15 protein-coding genes are annotated in these 20,727 nt (G+C 44.3%); 12 read left to right on the top strand and 3 right to left on the bottom strand.

Features of this window, described 5'->3' with window-relative positions; all coding sequences use genetic code 11:
- Window positions 1-13 precede the first annotated feature (13 nt).
- The 7 genes from polA to EP181_RS00195 all read left to right on the top strand — a co-directional run bounded on the left by polA (window position 14) and on the right by EP181_RS00195 (window position 9,079).
- Window positions 14-2,875 carry a DNA polymerase I gene (gene polA, locus EP181_RS00225; protein ID WP_127469864.1) on the top strand — a complete coding sequence of 954 codons (2,862 nt, stop codon included), beginning with the start codon at window positions 14-16 and terminating at the stop codon, window positions 2,873-2,875.
- A 162-nt stretch (window positions 2,876-3,037) separates the two neighbouring features.
- Window positions 3,038-4,216 (top strand): Fic family protein, encoded by a 1,179-nt coding sequence (locus EP181_RS00220; RefSeq protein WP_127469863.1) that lies wholly within the window; start codon window positions 3,038-3,040, stop codon window positions 4,214-4,216.
- Between the two features lie 236 nt (window positions 4,217-4,452).
- On the top strand, window positions 4,453-5,754 hold the full coding sequence (locus tag EP181_RS12575) for a diguanylate cyclase domain-containing protein (RefSeq protein WP_127469862.1): 1,302 nt from the start codon (window positions 4,453-4,455) through the stop codon (window positions 5,752-5,754).
- On the top strand, window positions 5,745-6,155 hold the full coding sequence (locus tag EP181_RS12570; protein ID WP_127469860.1) for an EAL domain-containing protein: 411 nt from the start codon (window positions 5,745-5,747) through the stop codon (window positions 6,153-6,155). Before EP181_RS12575 ends, EP181_RS12570 begins: the two co-directional genes overlap by 10 nt.
- Window positions 6,156-6,268: 113 nt before the next feature.
- A complete protein-coding gene (locus tag EP181_RS00205; protein WP_127469858.1) occupies window positions 6,269-7,402 on the top strand; it encodes an FIST signal transduction protein in 1,134 nt (377 codons plus the stop codon).
- A gap of 25 nt (window positions 7,403-7,427) precedes the next feature.
- Window positions 7,428-7,691, top strand: a complete 264-nt coding sequence (locus EP181_RS00200) for a hypothetical protein (RefSeq protein ID WP_127469856.1) — start codon at window positions 7,428-7,430, stop codon at window positions 7,689-7,691.
- A gap of 56 nt (window positions 7,692-7,747) precedes the next feature.
- Entirely contained in the window at window positions 7,748-9,079 is a 1,332-nt protein-coding gene (locus tag EP181_RS00195; protein WP_127469854.1) for an ATP-binding protein, read from the top strand.
- Between the two features lie 84 nt (window positions 9,080-9,163).
- Here the strand turns inward: EP181_RS00195 and yihA are convergent, their stop codons facing one another.
- Window positions 9,164-9,892, bottom strand: a complete 729-nt coding sequence (gene yihA, locus EP181_RS00190) for a ribosome biogenesis GTP-binding protein YihA/YsxC (protein ID WP_127469853.1) — start codon at window positions 9,890-9,892, stop codon at window positions 9,164-9,166.
- A gap of 196 nt (window positions 9,893-10,088) precedes the next feature.
- Between yihA and EP181_RS00185 the strand changes: the two genes are divergently transcribed.
- The 5 genes from EP181_RS00185 (at window position 10,089) to EP181_RS00165 (ending at window position 16,275) form a co-directional block, all read left to right on the top strand.
- Window positions 10,089-12,155 (top strand): cytochrome c biogenesis protein ResB, encoded by a 2,067-nt coding sequence (locus tag EP181_RS00185; RefSeq protein ID WP_127469852.1) that lies wholly within the window; start codon window positions 10,089-10,091, stop codon window positions 12,153-12,155.
- Between the two features lie 70 nt (window positions 12,156-12,225).
- Window positions 12,226-13,404 carry a c-type cytochrome biogenesis protein CcsB gene (ccsB, locus tag EP181_RS00180; protein ID WP_127469851.1) on the top strand — a complete coding sequence of 393 codons (1,179 nt, stop codon included), beginning with the start codon at window positions 12,226-12,228 and terminating at the stop codon, window positions 13,402-13,404.
- 27 nt (window positions 13,405-13,431) lie between these two features.
- Window positions 13,432-14,073 carry a thiol:disulfide interchange protein DsbA/DsbL gene (locus EP181_RS00175; protein ID WP_127469850.1) on the top strand — a complete coding sequence of 214 codons (642 nt, stop codon included), beginning with the start codon at window positions 13,432-13,434 and terminating at the stop codon, window positions 14,071-14,073.
- Window positions 14,074-14,229: 156 nt separating this feature from the next.
- On the top strand, window positions 14,230-15,867 hold the full coding sequence (locus tag EP181_RS00170) for an acetolactate synthase large subunit (RefSeq protein WP_127469849.1): 1,638 nt from the start codon (window positions 14,230-14,232) through the stop codon (window positions 15,865-15,867).
- 69 nt (window positions 15,868-15,936) lie between these two features.
- Window positions 15,937-16,275 (top strand): hypothetical protein, encoded by a 339-nt coding sequence (locus EP181_RS00165; RefSeq protein ID WP_127469848.1) that lies wholly within the window; start codon window positions 15,937-15,939, stop codon window positions 16,273-16,275.
- 78 nt (window positions 16,276-16,353) lie between these two features.
- Here EP181_RS00165 and EP181_RS00160 read toward each other — a convergent pair whose 3' ends face one another.
- Both EP181_RS00160 and EP181_RS00155 read right to left on the bottom strand, forming a co-directional pair.
- On the bottom strand, window positions 16,354-19,488 hold the full coding sequence (locus EP181_RS00160; protein ID WP_127469847.1) for an efflux RND transporter permease subunit: 3,135 nt from the start codon (window positions 19,486-19,488) through the stop codon (window positions 16,354-16,356).
- Between the two features lie 2 nt (window positions 19,489-19,490).
- Window positions 19,491-20,717: an efflux RND transporter periplasmic adaptor subunit gene (locus EP181_RS00155; protein WP_172959648.1), complete on the bottom strand. Its 1,227-nt coding sequence runs from the start codon at window positions 20,715-20,717 to the stop codon at window positions 19,491-19,493.
- Between the last annotated feature and the right edge of the window lie 10 nt (window positions 20,718-20,727).

The raw sequence follows: 20,727 nt of genomic DNA, 5'->3' as shown, positions 1-20,727 counted from the left end.
AACAGGCCAACAAATGACGGATTCCAATTTACACCTTATTACCAACCCCAACAGCCCTTTTATTTTGGTGGATGGCTCGTCGTATCTGTTTAGAGCGTTTCACGCTATGCCGCCGCTGACCAATAGCCAAGGGCAAGCCACTGGGGCAATTTTTGGGGTCATTAATATGTTGGGTAAATTGTTAGAGCAGTATCAGCCTGAAAAAATGGCGGTGGTGTTTGACGCGAAAGGCAAAAACTTTAGACACGACCTGTACGCCGACTACAAAGCGCACCGCCCGCCCATGCCCGACGAACTGCGCAGTCAAATTGAGCCGATTCATCAAATTGTGCAAGCCTTGGGGTTGCCACTGCTAATTATAGACGGCGTAGAAGCCGACGATGTGATGGGCACGCTGGCGCATCAGGCCACTTTGGCGCAGCACGACACCTTAATTTCAACCGGCGACAAAGACATGGCGCAACTGGTTAACGAGCACATTACGCTCATTAACACCATGAACGACACCTTGGCCACGCCCGAATCGGTGTTGCAAAAATACGGCGTGCGCCCCAATCAAATTATTGACTATTTAGCTCTGGTGGGCGACACCTCAGACAACATTCCAGGCATTCCCAATTGCGGGCCTAAAACCGCCGCCAAATGGCTTAACTCGTTTCAAAACATTGACCGCTTGGTTGAAAACGCCTCGATGATTGGCGGAAAAATTGGCGAAAATTTACGCAATAATTTAGACCAATTAGCGTTATCGCGCCAACTGACCACCATTAAAACCGATTGCGATTTGCCCGTGCATTTGCACGACATTACCCGCCAACCGCCCAACATGACGCGCTTGGCCGAGCTGTTTGCGCAATACGATTTAAAAACCTGGCTCAACCAGGTATTGGCCGGCCATGCGCCATTTACCAAAAACAATGGCGTAAAAGCCCACAGCCAAACGGTGCAAAAAAAATCCGCTGGGGCGTTACCCGCCTTGTCTGCTGAGTATGCTTCTCTGCCCTCTCAACCCTTGCACGCTTCTCAACCCACCCACGCCGCCGAACGCACCGAACCTTACGAAACCATATTAAGCGCCGCACAACTGGCGGTCTGGTTAGAGCGCATTCGCGCCGCCGACCTGTTTGCCCTGGACACCGAAACCACCTCGCTTAACACCTTGCAGGCCAAGATTGTTGGCATTTGTTTGGCGGTTAAACACCCCACGCAAGACGGTAACCAGGCCTGCTATATTCCCCTGGCGCACGATTACCCCGATGCCCCACCCCAATTAGACTTAACCGAAGTGTTAAACGCCCTAAAACCCATTTTAGAAAGCCCAGCGCACGCCAAATGCGGTCAAAATCTTAAATACGACTGGCATGTTTTGCAAAACCATGGCATTGATTTACAAGGCATGCGCTTTGACACCATGCTTGAATCGTATTGCCTAAACAGCGTCGCCACACGGCACAACATGGACGATTTGGCGCTAAAATATTTAAACCATCGCACTATTCATTTTGACGAAATCGCTGGTAAAGGCGTTAAACAAGTCACGTTTAATCAGATTGACATCGCCACAGCCGCCGCCTACGCCGCCGAAGACGCCGACATTACCTTGCGCCTACATCAAACACTTTGGCCACAATTAAGCGCACAACCCAGCTTACAAAGCGTGTTTAGCGACATTGAAATGCCATTAATGCCCATTTTGGCGCACATGGAACGCAACGGCGTGTTGCTGGACACCGACATGCTGGCCAAACAAAGCGTTGAGCTCAGCCACAAACTGACCCAATTAGAACAACAAGCGCACCTGATTGCCGGCCAGGTGTTTAATTTAAACTCGTCCAAACAACTGCAAGTGATTTTGTTTGAAAACCTGCAACTGCCCATTCTTAAAAAAACCCCCAAAGGTCAAGCGTCTACCGCCGAACCCGTGCTGGCCGAACTGGCCGAGCGCGGCCATGAAATGCCCACCCTTATTTTAGAATACCGCAGTTTGGCCAAACTTAAATCAACCTACACTGACTCACTGCCCAAACAAATTGACCCCAATACGGGGCGCGTTCATACCAGCTATCAACAAGCGGTCACGTCCACTGGACGGCTCTCGTCCACCGAACCCAACCTACAAAACATCCCCATTCGCTCGGCCGAAGGGCGACGCATACGCCAAGCGTTTATTGCCAGGCCTGGTTATGTGCTGGTCGCCGCCGATTATTCGCAAATTGAACTGCGCATTATGGCGCACTTGTCAAACGACCCAGGCCTGGTCAATGCGTTTTCACACGCCCAAGACATTCACCGCGCCACCGCCGCCGAAATTTTTGGTGTTCCCTTAGACGCAGTCACCACCGAACAACGTCGCAGTGCCAAAGCGGTTAACTTTGGGTTAATTTACGGCATGTCGGCGTTTGGTTTAGCCAATCAATTAGGCGTATCGCGCGGCTTGGCGCAAGAGTATATTGATTTGTATTTTGCCCGTTACCCCGGCGTATTGGCGTACATGGAAAACACCAAATCGGCCGCCAAAAGTGTAGGCTATGTTGAAACTCTAATGGGTCGCCGCCTGTATTTACCCGACATTAACGCGCGCAACGGTCAGCTAAGACAGTACGCCGAACGCACCGCCATTAACGCGCCCATGCAAGGCACCGCCGCCGACATTATTAAATTGGCGATGATTCAAATTGAACCTTGGCTGAATCGCGCAGAATTTGACATCACCATGCTCATGCAAGTACACGATGAATTGGTGTTTGAAGTGGCCGAACACCAAGTAGACGCGGTAAAACCGCACATTAAAGAACTTATGGAATCGGCCTTAACCCTAAACGTACCGCTGATTGTCGAAATCGGCCAGGGAAAAAACTGGGATGAGGCGCATTAACTTTAAGTCACGTTGAATGACCAGGCCTGGTAGTTTTTAAACGGACATTTTTAAAGACATTTAATAAAGTTTAAAAATATAAAGTATTGAATAATAAACAAAAAAATGCTTTATGAAGAAGACATTTTGGCGGACATTTTTACAAACATTTTGGAAAAATTAATGGATGACTATACCGATTACACCTCTTTAAACCAACGCGTTACCACAACGTGTTCGGGTATCTTCACCTTTCAACTTGGCTTAAACCATGCTCAGCTTCAAATTACCTTACAGCGCATCGTTGACGCCCAAAACCGTTTTCAAAGCTCGCCTCTGGCCACCGTAGCCAACAATCTTGAAAAAGAGGTGGTGGTAAGCTCGGTGTTTGGCACCAACACCATTGAAGGCGGCGAACTGTCCGAAAATGAAACCGAACACGCTTTGGCGTTGTCGCCCAAAGACGTTCAGACCACTCAACAAAAACGCGTTATTAACATTAAAAATGCCTACGATTTTGTCCGTCAAATTGCCTCGCAACCCCATTGGCAACCCACTTTAAACGACGTGCTGCGCATTCACCAACAGGTTTACAACGGCCTACCAACCGACCATGAGCACTCTGCCCCAGGTGTACTAAGAGACAATCCAAAAGGCACCTTAACTCAGGTAGGCAACTCCGAACACGGCGGGGTTTACAAACCACCACAACTGGGTAAAGACATTAAGCTCTTGCTCGAAGGCTTATTAAACTGGAATCAACAATTAGCCCAAGCCGGTTTGCCAGCGTTAATTCGTGCGCCGTTGGTGCATCTCTATTTTGAACTGATTCACCCTTTTTGGGACGGTAACGGCCGGGTTGGCCGCGTGTTAGAAGCGGGAATTTTATACGCCGACGGCTTTCGTTATGCGCCGTTTGCGCAGGCCAACTTTTACTTAAAACACATTCACCACTACTTTGCGCTGTTTAACGCGTGCCGCAAAGCCGCCGATAAAAAACACGAATTTGCCAATCATGAATTTGTTGCATTTTTTTTAGACGGCTTATTAGAAACCATTAACCACTTGCACGATCGCGTTAATCGATTAATTCACATTGTGTTGTTTGAGGCCAAACTTAAAAACTTACAAGACGATAAAGTGATTCGTCCCCGACAATACGCCATTGTTAACGCCGTATTGCACAATGGCGCAGGTTTAAGCTTGGCACAGTTAAAAAAACAACCGTGGTACAACGCCCTGTACGCCAAACTCACCGAAAAAACTCAATCACGCGATTTAGCCAAACTTAAAAACTTAAACTTAATTGTAGTAGACGCACAAGGCCTGTTGTTGCCCGGTTTTATTGAAAATTTTAAGTAGTTTAAAAAGACTAAGCAACATACCAGGCCTGGTTAACCTCAAATTTGGCTTAATTTCACATAGGCCGCAAAGCCACACGGCTTTGATACACAACACCAAATACCCATCCTTTTTAGACCATTTTTTCCTCTTATAAAATACGAACAAAAAGAATTATTTAAATAAACTATTGAATTTGAACTATTATCTGGCTATGATAATGCGAATTTTATAAGTAAAAAAACAGGTAATGTTGGATGAGCTTGGCCTTTGATGAACTGTTAGACTTTGGAGCTATTAAGCTTAAAATGATGGGCTCAATGGCCGGTGTGGGTACGTTTGTATACGATTACACCGACCAAACTCTTGAGCTTGATACTGCGATGATTCAAAACTTTGGCGTTTTTTCTCAACGATTAACGCATGACATAGACGATTGGCAGTCCGTTATTACCGAAACTATATCGTTAAAGTTGGCAATAGAGACTTGCTTGCAAGAAAATACGTTTGAGTTGGCGTTTAGTCAACAACACCCTATCAAAGGCGTTAGATACTATAAAACCTTTGGAGAGGTGTTTTATGCCAACGAACGTGCTTTTTTAGTGGGTTGTTGTTGGGACGTTACCAATGAAAAATTATCTAACGATTTTGCATTACAAATGATCGACACTGACTTAATTACCGGATTACCCAACCGTACTGTTTTATTAAAAACCCTTAATCAGCGAGCAAAAAATGCCAAGCCAGGTTGCTTACATGGGTTGGTCTGTTTTGATATGGATGGATTTAAAAGTGTTAATGACATTTTTGGCCACAGTATCGGGGACAGTTTGTTAAGAGCCATTGCCCTTAGACTACATTCAAATATTAGTGATTCAGAGCTACTCTTTGCGTTGGGCAGTGATGAATTTGTTTTGTTTGTGCCTAACGTTGCAAACCGTCATGCATTAACTGAAAAAGTCGCACATCTTCAGCAACAATTAGCCCAGCCCATAATTGTTAACGGTCAAACCTTTAAAACCAGTGCGTGTTATGGCCTTGATGTATGTAACCACCTTGATGTATTAGCGGGTGGATGGGAAGATAGTTCAGAAACGTTTATTAAAAGAGCCAATGTGGCCATGCACAATGCCAAACGTTATAAACGTGGCAGTTGGAGTTTTTATGAAGACACCTTGCTTGAGTCAACAACTGAAAAATTTATTATTGGCCAAGGATTGTTTAGCGCATTAGAGCTTGGCCAATTAGAAGTATATTATCAACCCCAGTTTTTTATTGATGCCGGGTGTAAAAAAATATCTGGTATCGAAGCTTTATTACGCTGGCAACATCCACAACAAGGGTTTGTTAATCCAGAACTTATTATTAAAGTAGCCGAGTCGACCGGTCAGATTTTAGAGGTGGATAAATACGTTTTACGCCGCGCTTTAAAAGACTTTACAGCCCTTGAAGCGTTAGGAATTGCCCCAAAAAACATATCGGTTAATTTGTCTATTATGAGTTTAGAGCAGATTGACTTTAGTGATTTTTTTAAAGATTTACACGACATATCCTTTTAACATTAGAAATTATAGAATCAAAATTAATTAATAATCTTGCGGCCGTTAAAGACAAAATTAATTATTTACGCGAAAAAGGCATTAAAATTTCATTAGATGATTTTGGCACCGGTTATTCATCTTTGCAGTATTTAAAAACACTGACCATTGATGAGATTAAAATTGACCGATCGTTTATTAGTAACTGGACCAACAGTCATGCTGACATGGCCATTTTAAGCACCATCACCCAAATGGCCAAAAGTCTAGGGTTGCCTACGGTTGCAGAAGGCATTGAAACGCAAGAACAGCTCGATATTCTTACGGGTTTGGGGTGCAATTACGGGCAGGGTTACTTATGCAATAAAGCCATGCCGGTTAATCATTTAATGGCGTTTCTAGAAAGTTGTCATGCTGCTTAGTGGCGGCCTTTCAATGTAGTCGTTTTAAAAATGGTATAGGCAAATCGTTCATATCGTTTCTAATCGTTACAGAAGCCTTGTTAAAACCCTTTTAAAAACTCTAAGAGTATTTTATGCAATATTATTTTTCACCTACCCATGATTTGGCTACTTTTAAACATGGCTTAGCGCAGCTCGAATCTGATCCAACTGTGTTAAGCGTTCTTATTTTTAGTTGTGATAAAAATGACTATCCCCTTCCCCAAATAAATACCGTATTGCAAAATTTTTCTAAGCCATTAATGGGGGGCGTGTTTCCTCAAATTATTTATCAAACTCAAGCGTATAAAACTGGTTGCTTGTTGGTAGGATTACCTTACGCCTTAAATGTAGAACGCTTTGAGGGCTTAAGCGATAAGAACACCCCTTTTGCCGATCAAATAGAGCACGCTTTTTTAGGGGTAGAAACCCCACATACCGTCTTGGTTTTGGTCGATGGTCTGGCCAAATGCATTTCGGGTGTCGTTGACGGATTATTTGATGTGCTAGGCGCTGAATCTAATTTTGTTGGCGGGGGCGCGGGTTCGTTAAGTTTTGTGCAAAAACCATGCTTATTTAGTAATGATGGCATGTTTGCAGACGTTGCCCTGGTTGGATTTTTGCAAGCCTCCAGCCGTGTTGGCGTGGGTCATGGTTGGAGCACCATTGACAGCGATCACCAAATCACACGAGTAGATAAAAATATAATTTATAAAATAGACCATCGAAACGCGTTTGAAGTTTATCAAGAAGTGGTTAACCGATATTCGGCTACACCGATTTTAAAAGAAAACTTTTTTGAAGTGGCACAAGCGTTTCCTTTTGGTATAAACAAACGGTGCAGTGAAAAAGTGGTAAGAGACCCTATTGCCGTTACTGAGTGCGGGGCGTTAATTTGTGTGGGTGAATTAGCGTTAAACGATTTTATTGATATTTTATCAGCACTGCCCGAACAATTAATTGCGGCCGCAGCCAACACGGCACAACTGGCGTTTGAAATGCCGGCCGAACAACCTCCGCAGGGTATTTTATTGATAGATTGCATTTCTAGAGCGTTATTTTTACAAAAAAACTTTTCACAAGAATTAGAGGCCATTGCCTTAGCAACCGCTCAACAAAGCCCTACTCCGTTAACCCAGTTTGGCGCATTGGCGTTGGGTGAAATTGCAAACTCTGGTGGAGGTTACTTAGAGTTTTATAATAAAACCACCGTGGTTGCCGTTTTTTAATGTTGTTTAAGCAGTAGGTTATTGTATGTATTTTAAAACCATCTCACGGGTACACATTTTGTATGAAATGGCGATGGTCATTGGCAATACATTAGACCTTAACGAATTGCTTAAAGACTCTTTAAAAGTAATTTTACGCAAACTTGACGGTGTCATGATAGCCGTTGTTGACCCGCAACATAATGCCCTACTGGCCATTCCGCGCAGAGGTTTAACCCCCGAATATCAACAAAACTTACAGAGGCTTACAGCTGATTTTTTACTTAAAAAAGCACCTTCAAAAAACTAGAAAGTGGCTATATAAGCCATTTTTGTGATGCACAAAACCGTTATCAATATGTTTTTATGCTTAAAAATCAAGGCTGGCTCACGCTGGTTTGTTTAGAACCTTTGGATCAAATTTTTTTAAAAGATTTAGGTGCGGTGTGCGATAAATTAGCCACCTCTATTCAGTCATGCCACGCCAATAAACAGTTAGTTGAGCAAGAGAAAAAACTCCAAACCACATTAATGGACTTAGAAAGAGCTCAAGCGGCTCGCGATCTTTTTTTGGCCAATATGTCACACGAAATTCGTACCCCACTTAACGGTATTATTGGTTTTTTAAATCAGCTTAAATCGACCTTACTGGATGAACAACAACAACATTATTTAAAAATAGTAGAGCACAGCTCCGATTCGTTGTTAGGCATTATCAATGAGGTTCTAGACTTTTCTAAAATGGATGCCGGTAAGTTGGCACTAGATGAGCAAACCTTTCATTTAATTGACACGTTTTCAATGCTGGTTGAGTTGTTTCAGTCTAAAGCCCAAGAAAATGACAGTTACATTGAATTTAAAACCCTTAACAGCTTACCTGCTTATCTATTAGGCGATGCGTTACGACTTAAGCAAATTGTGAGTAACTTAATCAGCAATGCCGTTAAATTCACTCATCATGGCAAAATTACTTTTACCTTAAGTTGTTTAGAACTTAAAGATGACCAGGCCTGGTTAAAGATAGCAGTAGAAGATACCGGAATTGGCATTGCTCAACAAAAACTAGCGTTTATTGGTGAGCCGTTTATTCAAGCAGACTCGTCTACCTCCCGAGAATACGGTGGAACAGGGCTAGGGTTAGCCATTAGCAAGCGCTTAATTGCTCTGCACGGTGGTGAGCTTAAAATAGAAAGTGAGCTTAATAAAGGCAGTTGCTTCTCTTTTAGCTGGCACGCTAAGGTGACTCAAACCCCAGGTAAAAGCACCCAACGTTTAAGCGCTGTTGAACACACCAAATTACAAAGCCATTACGCGGGTAAACAAATTTTATTGGTAGAAGACAATAAAGTAAATCAAATGCTGATGCAGGCCATTTTAAGCAAATTGAAGCTGGTTCCAGACGTGGCCGAAAATGGCCAACAAGCCGTTGATAAAGTTAAGCAGGCCGCAACTCAATACGATTTAATTTTTATGGACATAAACATGCCCATTATGGGTGGTGAGCAAGCGTGTGAGCTTATTAGAGCGTATCAAACAGAAAGCTTGCAACAGGCAACCCCGATTATCGCCTTAACCGCCAATGCCTTAAAGGGTGACCGTGAGCGCTATTTGGCTGAAGAATTTAGTGATGTATTGGCAAAACCCATCGAAATGAACGAACTAAACAGAGTGTTAATGCGGTATTTACACTCTGCTTAGTTTATTAAGTTTATTAAGTTTGTTAGGCAAAATAATTAACGAATTTACGTTTACTAAGTTTACGTTTGCTGTGGATTAACTCAATCAGTCTAAGTTCTGCTGCAAAGGGGTTGATAACGCGTCTTGCGCTGCCTGTGCTGCAAATTTAGGATTACGTTTGGCTTTGGGGTCTTTTTTAGCAGGTTCGGGCACAAACACCTCTTTAGGTGGACGCTGATATTCCATCCACTCATCGAGTTTTTTCCACACTTGCTCTAAACCTTCACGCTTTAACGACGAAAACAACTGGGCGCTGGCGTGCGGATAGTGCTCTTTAAGCAGTTTTTGCACATTAAGCAAACTCTGTTTGGCCGGACCTTTTTTAAGTTTATCCGACTTAGTAAGGAGCACGTGAACCGGCATTTCTAAGCCTTGCGTCCAGTTGAGCATGGTTAAGTCAATGTCGGTGGGCGGCATGCGACAATCCATTAACAAAATTAAACCTTTTAAGGTTTGTCTTTTTTGAATGTATTCAGACAGACCGGCTTCCCAGGCTTTTTTAACGTTAATGTTTACTTTGGCGTAACCGTAACCAGGCAAATCCACCACAGCTCGAGTGTCGTCTACGGTAAAAAAGTTAATGAGTTGGGTTCGTCCGGGCGTTTTACTGGTGCGCGCCAAACTTTTTTGCGAAGTAATTACGTTTAATGCACTCGATTTTCCGGCGTTTGAACGGCCAGCAAATGCCACTTCATGCGTTAAATGCTCAGGGCATAAGTGAATGGTTGGCACACTTTTTAAGTAGGTAGCTTGTTGGTAGAGCGGATGTTGCATAGTTTGGACTTTAATACTTTATCAATGGTTTGTATAAGTATATACTTTATCCTATTTTTTAACGAATTTATCCTTACAAAACCCTTGAAATAAGCGGGATATTAGCGAATGTTACCTAGATGCATCGTAAATACATTTTGACTAATATTTATTTTAAACTACGGTAAATCCTTAATTGCCTAATTGAAAAGTGATCATGACTGAACAAACGCTTCCCCCAACTTCTGCTGTAAAAGTTGCCAAAAAACCCAGCGCATTAATGAACTTTTTAGGCTCTATGAATTTAGCCGTAACCTTGCTGATGATGCTGTCAATTGCATCGGTCATTGGTACGGTACTGCAACAAAATCAATCGTTTCAAGACTACATTATTAAATTTGGTCCATTTTGGACACAAGTCTTTAACAGTTTAGGCTTGTTTCACGTTTATGGTGCCGCCTGGTTTGTATTGGTTTTGGTGTTTTTATTGCTGTCCACCAGCGTGTGCGTGAGTCGAAACGCCCCTGGCTTTATGAAGGACATGAAGCAATTTAGCGAAAAACTGTCACGTACCGCATTGCAATATCAACCCAATCACGCCTCGTTTGCAACCACCAACTCTTTTGAAGAGCAACAAAACCACGCTAAAGCCTTGTTAACCTATAAAGGCTATAAAACCAAGATACATACGCGAGATGACGGTGGGGTAATGGTGGCCGGCATGAAAGGTCAATGGAATCGTTTGGGGTATTTATTTACCCACATTTCAATTATTGTCATTTGTATAGGTGCGTTGTTAGACAGTAATTTATTGCTTAAATACCGCGAGCTCACTGGCACATTAAAAGCAGAAACCCGCACCGTTAGCTTAAGCGACGTAGATCAAAATTCGTGGTTAGGCCCTGAAAACATGTCGTTTAGAGGCTCGGTAAACGTACCCGAAGGTGACAAAACCGACGTACTATTTTTACCTTACGAAAATGGTTATTTAGTGCAGAAACTGCCTTTTACTGTGACCAATACAGATTTTAGAATCGAGTACTATGATACGGGCATGCCTAAATCGTTTGAAAGCGATTTGATCTTAGTGGATCCTGAACTGGACGAACCAATTAAAGCCACTATTGCAGTAAACCATCCACTGTATTATAAAAATTACGCCATTTATCAGTCGTCATTTGGTGATGGTGGAACCAAACTAAAGGTAAATGTACACCCCTTGTTATCGCCAGAAATTAACCCTTTGGCGCTTGAAACAACCGTGAATAAAATAGAGCCGTTAAAAACCCCAATGGGCACCTTTAAAGCCGAATTTAACGACTTTAAAATGTTTAACATTGTCCCCACCACCGAAGAAGAGTTGGCCGCCACGGGTAAAAAAGTACATAACAATGGACCAAGCATTATTTTTAAAGTTCGTAATGAGCAGGGCAAAGCCTGGGAATACGAAAACTACATGATGCCAAGCGAACAAGAAGGTCGTAAGTTTTTTATGACCGGTATGCGTGAAACGCAAGCAGATCCGTTTAGATATTTATTTATTCCGGCTGATGCAAATAACAAAAAAGACCGTTTTTTCAACTACTTATCCTTGTTAAACAACCCACAAAAAGCGGTGACTATTTTTAAAACTATGTACCCTAAAGCTGAGGACATGACAGTACAATCTTATGACATGCAAACCAAACTGCTTGAGCAATTATTGGTGTTGTATCGTCAAAAAGGTTTTGCTGGCATTACCGCGTTTGTAGAAGCGAATGTGCCCGAGAAAGATCGTGAAAAAGTGGCTGAGTATTATTTTGGTCAAACCACTTTTGCATTACAAACTTTATACTTGCATACATTAAAGCAAGAAGGACGCATTGCTGACCATCAGGCTGAAGTATTACCCGCTGACCAGGCCTGGTTTGAAGACGCGCTAAACACCATTGCCGGACTGGGTAAATATGGCCCGCCAATGTACTTTGAAATGACTGGATTTACCGAAATACAAGCCACCGGATTACAAATTACCAAATCCCCTGGAAAAGATGTCGTTTATTTTGGCAGTGCAATGCTTATAATCGGAGTCTTCTTTTTGTTTTACCTTCGTCAGCGTCGTGTCTGGATTTATATTCAACCCATCAATACACAGAGCGGTGTCAGCGAAGAACAAAACGATAAAGACGACCTAAAAACTGAGCTAACCATGGCCGCTAAAGACAACCGAAATCTACCAGAAACCACTAAAGAATTTGAAGAACTGGTAAAACAGATTCAAGAATTTAAACAAAAAACGCTTTAACGTTTTAAAAAAGAACACTTTAAAAACCATAAAACAAAAATATTAATCGTCTAAAACGGGGTTATAAAAAATGCAAACAGACAGTTACATTAACGAGTTTAAAAGTGCCGATAAAAAGCCTTTTGCACTGCGTGATTTGGCATGGGCGGTATTTGTCATAGTGGGCAGTTATTTTGCCCACTTGCAATACGGCCATTTAATGGATGTGTACGAAGAAGGTATATTGATTGGTACGGCGTTAAGCTTAATTGCCTTAGGACGTTTTTGGCCAAGTATCCAAACCGTTACAGTGGTGACTACCGCCATGACGTTGCTGGCTTTGTGGACGTACCAAAACAACGGCGATCTCATTACTGCCAATGAACAAGCCTTTTTCTTGAAGTTTTTAATTTCCAGTCAATCGGCCATTATGTGGATGAGCGCATTGTTTGTGCTGGCCACCGTAACCTACTTTTTTGCCTTGTACACTAAATCGGACTTTGCATATAAAACCGCTACCTTTATGGTCTGGTCGGGTTCTACCTTTGGTTTAGTGGGCATGATGGTTCGCTGGCGCGAATCGTACCTAATCAACTTTGATTACGGTCATATTCCTGTGAGCAGCTTGTACGAAGTGTTTATTTTATTTGTGGTTATGACCGCACTTATGTACCTGTATTATGAGCAACGCTACAAAACTCGCGCTTTGGGTGGGTTTGTTATGTTGGTTATAAGTGCCGCTGTGGCGTTTTTATTGTGGTATACCTTTGACAAAGGCGCGCACGTTATTCAGCCTTTAGTGCCGGCGCTAAAAAGTTACTGGATGAAAATTCACGTCCCCGCCAACTTTGTGGGTTACGGTGCGTTTTCGATCGCTGCCATGATTGGTGTTGCCTACCTTATTACCGACAAAGCGTTAAGAACCAACCCAAACAGCGTGTTTGCGACAAAGATGCCATCGTTAGAGCTGATGGACGATTTAATGTACAAAACCATCGCGCTTGGATTTGCCTTTTTTACCATTGCCACGGTGTTAGGCGCCATGTGGGCGGCCGAAGCGTGGGGCGGTTACTGGTCTTGGGATCCAAAAGAGACCTGGGCTTTAATCGTATGGCTTAACTACGCCGCTTGGTTGCACATTCGTATGTCTAAGGGTTGGCGCGGTACGCCAATGGCGTGGTGGGCGTTTATTGGCTTGCTCATTACCACCTTTGCATTCTTAGGGGTAAATATGTTCTTATCAGGCTTACACTCATACGGCGAGTTGTAATTTAAGTTTTAAACAGAGGATGTTTAAATGTTACGCAGAAAATTATTGAACACCTTAGCCACTGGCGTTTTAGGCGGATTATTACTGTTTTCGGCAGGCGCACACGCCGCCGAAAAACCGGCTGAATTGGCCAACGGTGTGGAATACAAAAAAATTCCACAGCCGCAGTCTATTGCGCCCCACAGCAAAAAAGTGGTTGAAGTGTTTGGGTATACTTGCCCGCACTGCTACCACCTAGAACCCAGCGTTAAAGAGTGGTTAAAAACCAAACCGGCCGATGTGGAGTTTGAGTTAATGCCCGTGGTGTTTAACAACCCCAACTGGATTTTTATGGCTAAAGTGTTTTACACCGCCAAAGAATTAGGGGTTTTAGACCAAGCACACGGTGCGTTTTTTGATGCTCTGCATCGCGATAAAAAAGACCTGTACAGCGTAGAAACCATTGCACAGTTTTTTACTCAGTTTGGGGTAAAACCAGAAGATTTTACCGCCACATTTAAAGGGTTTAAAGTCGATCAACACGTTCGCAAAGCCCAACAACTTACCGCCGCTTACGGCGTAGAAGGCGTGCCTGCGGTGATTGTAAACGGCAAATACCTAACCGATGTTCCTATGGCTGGCAATAAAGCGGCTATGTGGAATGTCGTTAATCAACTGACCTTACAGTAATGCCGTGATTTAACATAAATCCAAAGTAACGTGTTATAAAGAAGGAGCCCCTTGGCTCTTTTTTTATAACCAGGCCTGGTCAATTCTCTTTGACATTTTAAAGAGAATCTTTGATTATGAGTTTTACCATTTTTACGTATTAAATATGAGAGTTCTATGAAGGCCGCAAAACTGTTTGTTCACTGTTTAGAAAACGAAAATGTTGAGTTTATTTTTGGCATTCCCGGTGAAGAAAACCTGGATATTATGGACGCTCTGCTCGACTCAAATATTCGCTTCATAACCACACGCCACGAACAGGGTGCGGCGTACATGGCGGATGTGTACGGACGTTTAACTGGTAAATCGGGCGTGTGTTTATCGACCCTTGGCCCTGGTGCCACCAATTTAGTCACCGGTGTGGCCGATGCCAATATGGACAACGCCCCTTTGGTGGCCATTGCTGGCCAAGCCGCCACCACGCGAATGCACAAAGAGTCGCATCAGGTGGTCGATTTGGTAAGCATGTTTAAACCCATTACCAAATACGCCACACAAGTATTAGAGCCTGGCACCATTCCCGAAGTGGTGCGCAAAGCCTTTAAATTGGCCGAAGCCGAAAAACCCGGTGCCACCTTTATTGACCTGCCCGAAAACATCGTTGAAATGGACACCGACGAACTGCCCTTGCCGGTCAGCGCCAATCGCCTAACCTTTGCAGACCGCGCTTTAATTAAGCAAGCCGCCGAACTGGTCAAAAACGCTAAAAATCCGCTTATTTTGGTGGGCAACGGTGCAGTACGCGCCCGGGCAGGTGACGACATTGTGGCCTTTGTTAAACGCCACAAAATCCCCGTGGTTAACACGTTTATGGCCAAAGGCATTATTCCGTTTTACAACGACATGGCCATGGGCACGGCTGGTTTGCAAAAAGGCGATTATGAAAACGCCGGCTTTGCTAAGGCCGATTTGGTGATTTGCGTGGGCTTTGACATGGTGGAATACCACCCGCACTTGTGGAATCCAACCCGCAATCACACCATCATTCACATCGACACCAAAAAAGCCGAAGTAGACAACAGCTATATTCCTAACGTGGAGTTAATTGGCAATATTGGTGCTAACTTTTTAGCGTTGGGGGAGGCATTGGTTAACGACATTACCACTACCGACATTGAGTTTAACTTACGCACCGCCATGATTAACGAGATGAACCGCTGTGCTAAAAGCGATGCCTGGCCGATGTTACCGCAAAAAATTATTTGGGATTTACGCACCGCGATGGACTCGTCCGACATTGCCATCAGTGACGTAGGCGCGCATAAAATGTGGATGGCGCGTATGTTTCGCTGTGACCTGCCCAACACCTGCATTATCTCGAACGGCTTTGCCGGCATGGGCATTGCTGTGCCTGGGGCGATTGCCGCCAAATTGGCGTATCCGCATAAAGCGGTGGTGGCGGTCACCGGTGACGCCGGATTTATGATGAATTCGCAAGAAATTGAAACCGCTTTACGCTGCAATACGCCGATTGTGATTTTAATTTGGAACGACGGCCAATACGGCTTAATTGAGTGGAAACAACAACGCCGTTTTGGACGCAGTGCGTACATTGATTTTAAAAACCCCGATTTTGTCCAATACGCGCAATCGTTTGGTGCCACTGGAGTTAAAATTGAGTCGGCAGACCAGCTGTTACCCGCGTTACAAACCGCGTTAAAAGCCAATACCGTCACCATCATTGATTGTCCGGTAGACTACTCACAAAACGACCGTTTAACCGCTCTATTAGGCAACGTGGTTGACGAAGATTAAGGTTAGTAACACTAAGTTGATAAAACTACTTTGATAAAAACTAAGCTGATAAAATTAAAAGGATAAGCCATGCTGTACATCGTCCGTAATCCTCAAGGCGAAATCGCCGACATTGAATTTTCTCCTGGCGCACACCGTGAAGAAATCAGCTTATACGATGAAGAATTAAAGCGCTTTATTGAACAATCGCCCAACAGCGAGGCGATTGTGCAAAGTGTGCTAAATAGGTTAGACATGGACATGGTGCGCGTTATTGAAGACGTGGTGGACATGTTGCTTAAACGCGAGCTGATTCGTTTTACCGATTTACCCGAACCCGTGCAAAACAAACTGATGTTTAAAAAGAACATTCGTAATCTGTCCAATCCTTCTTCCATCATTGAAGAAGAAGAGATGCTTAATTTTTAACGTTTTTATTTTAACGTTTTTATTTTAGCGTTTTTAGGTGAGCGTTTTTAACAGCAAAAAGCGTTTAACCAGGCCTGGTTAAACCTTATTACCCTCATTTTTAGCTAAAGCACGCGTAAGCTTTTGGGTTGAAGCCAAAGGCGAACTGCTGTTTTTGGCCATAAGTCCATAGGCACTAGGAATAATCCACAAACTCAACAGCGTTGAAAACGCCACCCCCCAAAACAGCACAATGCCTAAAATTTCGCGGGTTTCAGCCCCAGCACCGCTCGAAAAAATCAGCGGAATGGTGCCGGCCATGGTGGTGATGGTGGTCATTAAAATAGGCCGCAAACGCAACTGCGTGGCCGAAATTAACGCGCGATACGACGACAAGCCTTGATCACGCAATTGATTGGTAAACTCGACAATTAAAATGCCGTTTTTGGTGGCCAACCCCAACAGTAACACCAACGCAATTTGACTGTAAATATTCAGCGTCATATTAAAGTAGAGCAGGGCAAACAGCCCGCCGGCCAGTGCCAGTGGCACGGTAAACAAGATCACCAGCGGATGCACAAAACTTTCAAACTGCGCGCCCAGCACCAAAAATATCACCACAATCCCAAGCAAAAACACAAAATAAAACGACTGTGAGGCGGTTAAAAAGTCTTTAGATTGACCTTTATAATCGACTGTTGCAGTATCGGGTAGGGTGGTTTTAACCAACTCGTTTAGATAAGTCAACGCATCCCCTAAGGCCAAATTATCGTCCAACTTGGCCGACAGGGTAATCGAGCGAACTCGATTGGTGCGGTTTAAACTTGAGGCCACACCCTGCGTGTTAACACTGACCAACTCAACCAATGGAATGAGGGCATTGTTGGTGTCTGAGCGTATATAAATACTTTGCAAATCGTCGGGCGATTGAATCCATTCGTGATCGGCTTTTAAAATAATGTCGTACTCTTCGCCATTGTATTGAAACGTGGTGACGGCTTTACCGCCTAACAAGGTCTGCAATGTCTCGGATAAGGCTTGATAAGACACCCCCAAGGCTTCGGCTTTGGCGTAGTTAAGGGTGAGCTGCAGTTGTGGCTTATTCGGCTCGTAGTCCCAATCTATATTGACCAGGCCTGGGTTGTTGGCGGCAAGTGCTTGGTCTATTAAACCTTGCCACGCCTCTAAATCTTGATAACTTGGCCCACCAATCACAAATTGCACCGGGCTTTGAATGCGCCCACCAATGGGCGAACGCATAATGGGCGTGGCTTTTATGCCGGTCAAATCGGCCAGTTTTTTGCTGGTTTCTTTCATAATCTCAAACGCCGAACGCCGCATAGACCAATCTTCTAACACCACAATCACAAAACCACTGTTAAACACTTCGCTGTTACCAAACGATTGTGGCGCACGAATCAATAACCGTTTGGCCTCGCCACTGGTCACCAAAGGCATTAAGCGTTGTTCAATTTGTTCCATGTAGCTTTGCATGTATTCAAAGGTCGCGCCTTCTGGGCCTTTTACCGTGACAAAAAACACCCCACGGTCTTCTTTGGGAACGTATTCTTGAGTGAGCTGTTGCGCGTAAAACACGCCAGCGGCGACCACGCCCGCAAACACCAAAAAACTCACCCAAGGATAGCGTAAATTTTTAATTAAACCCTTTTTAAAACCGCGTGTCCAAACCGAGGGTTTAGACGATTTTTTCTTAACAGAAGCAGACGATGTACTTGGCGCAAACACTCGTTGTTTTAAAATCACCGACGCCAACGCCGGCGACAGCGTTAACGCCACCCAGCTCGAAAACAACACCGCCACTGCCAAGGTAATTGAAAACTCTGAAAACAATCGGCCAATTTGACCTTCTAAAAACGCGATGGGTAAAAACACCGCCACCAACACCAACGTGGTGGCCACCACCGCAAACCCTACTTGACGAGTGCCTAAATACGCCGCTGCAATGGGTTTATAGCCTTTATCAATGTAACGCTGGGTGTTTTCTAACACCACAATCGCATCGTCCACCACCAAGCCAATCGCCAATACCAACGCCAATAAAGTAAGCAAATTGACTGAAAAACCCAACGTCCACAACACAAAAAACGTCGCAATCAGCGACACCGGCAAGGTCACAATAGGCACAAGAGCGGCGCGCCAGCTTCTTAAAAACACCAGCATGACAATCACCACCAACCCCAACGCCACCAAAAGCGTGGTGTACACCTCTTTAATCGATTGTTCTACAAACACCGACGAATCAAAACTGTCGGCCAACACCAGGCCTGGGGGGAGCGATTGATTGATTAATTCCTTACGCTCACGAGCTAATTTGGCGACGTTTAACGTGTTGGCGTTGGATTGTTTGACAATGCCAATGCCCACCATGGGTTGACCGTTGCCGCTAAACATACGACGGTTTTCGACCGTTCCCAATTTTACTTCGGCCACTTGCGCCAAGGTCAGTTGATTAATTTGCCCGTTTTGTGTGGTTTGTTGAATCACCAAACCCTGAAAATCGGTAATCGTTTGCAACGGTTTGTGGCTTAACACATTAAACAAAATGTGTTTTCCTTGAATCGAACCCACCGGCAGTTCGACGTTGGCCAAACGCAATTTTTGTTCAATGTCTTGGGCGGTGACGCCGTACAACGCCATTTTTTCTGGATTTAACCAAATGCGTAACGCCAACGACTGACCGCCACCAATACGCACATTGGCCACGCCGTCCAGCACCGAAAACCGATCGACCAAATAACGTTCGGCGTAATCGGTTAATTGCGGCACGGTCATCTGATCGCTGTTTAAGTTAAACCATAAAATGGGCGAATCGTCGGCGTCGGTTTTTTCAACTTCGGGCGCACCCGCTTCTTCGGGTAAATTGTCTTGAATTCGGGCTATTTTGTCACGAATGTCGTTGGCCGCCGCGTCAATATCGCGGTCAATCGAAAACTCCACTTTAATGCTAGAGCGACCGTCTTGCGAACTTGATTCGATGGCGCGAATGCCTTCAATACCCGAAATGCGGTTTTCGATGATTTTGGTAATGCGCGATTCAACCACTTGCGCTGAAGCGCCTAAATACTGGGTGTCGATGCTGATAATGGGCGCGTCTACATTGGGGTATTCGCGCAAACTCATGCGATCAAACGCCATTAAACCAAACACCAGTAAAATCAACGACACCACCGTCGCCATAACGGGGCGTTTAACCGAAGTATCGGATAACCACATAATTACGCTCCCGGCTTAGTATTGGGCTTAATATTAGACTGAGTATCGGGTTTAACCTTCGGTTTGAGTAAATCGGCTTGCTCGATGGGTGTGGCTTGATTCTCTGGGTTTTGCAGGTGTTTTATGCTGATAAGCGTTTTGTCGTTAACCCGCATTACGCCCTGGCTTACCACCAGCGCGTCCACGTTTAAACCTTGAGTAATTTCGGTAAATTCCGCGCCAATTTGACCGGTTTTAACCACGGTTTTTTGGGCTTGATACAAGCCGTTTTCACGGGCTATTAATTGATAGACAAATTGCAAATCTCCCAACATCACCACCGCACTGTTGGGCACAATTAAACGCTGTTTTGCAGGCATGTCGATACGCGCTTGCATCATCATATTGGTTTTTAGCAGACCGTCTGAATTGTCCAGCACCGCTCTAACCTGCACCAAACGTGAGTTGGCATCGACTTGCGAAGCGATGGCGCTGATTGAACCCATAAACTGTTTTTCGGGATACGCCGCCGTGCTGAGTTTAACGGCTTGATTAAGTGTAAGCACCCCTAAAAATTGTTCGGGAATGTTTAAATCCACCTGCATCTGTTGCAGAGCATCCAAACTGACAATGACCAGGCCTGGTGACACCAAACTGCCCACCGAAACACGACTTAAACCCAATGTTCCGCTAAAAGGCGCGGTAATACTGCGTTCGGCCAAAGCGGTTTCGAGCACCGTCTGTTTGGCCAGCAAACTTTGCCAAATACGCTGTTTTTCGTCCACTAAGGCACGGGTCACATTGCCACGACCTTCCACCTCTTTTACCCGTTGATATTGGGTTTTAGCCTCGTTAATCGCCACCTGATTTTCGTTAAGCAGGGCGCGTTCTTCTTGCGCGTTAAGCGACACCAACAGTTGATTTTTTTGCACGCTTTGACCGTCTTTAAAATGCAAAGACTCAATGTGTTCACTGACATTGCTGGTAATGGCCACCGACTGCTGGGCTTGCAATTGACCCAATACCGAGATGGATTTTTGGATGGGCGCTAAAGGCACTTTATACGCAATGACTTGCACCGGCGGGGGAGTTTGAGCACCCGATGGCGCCGCCGCAAAAGTGCTTTGATTAAGGCCAAAAACCGTAAAAAAAGCCCCTAACAACACGCCAAAGTGCGCTCTAAGATAAGTGTCAAAAAAGGGTTTAACCAAAGTTTTACAAGAGGTTTTATAAAATGTATTAAACAGCATGACCATAACC

Origin of the sequence: Thiomicrorhabdus aquaedulcis, from assembly GCF_004001325.1 — a bacterium.
Taxonomy (GTDB): domain Bacteria; phylum Pseudomonadota; class Gammaproteobacteria; order Thiomicrospirales; family Thiomicrospiraceae; genus Thiomicrorhabdus; species Thiomicrorhabdus aquaedulcis.
This window is presented reverse-complemented; position numbering and strand designations above follow the sequence as displayed.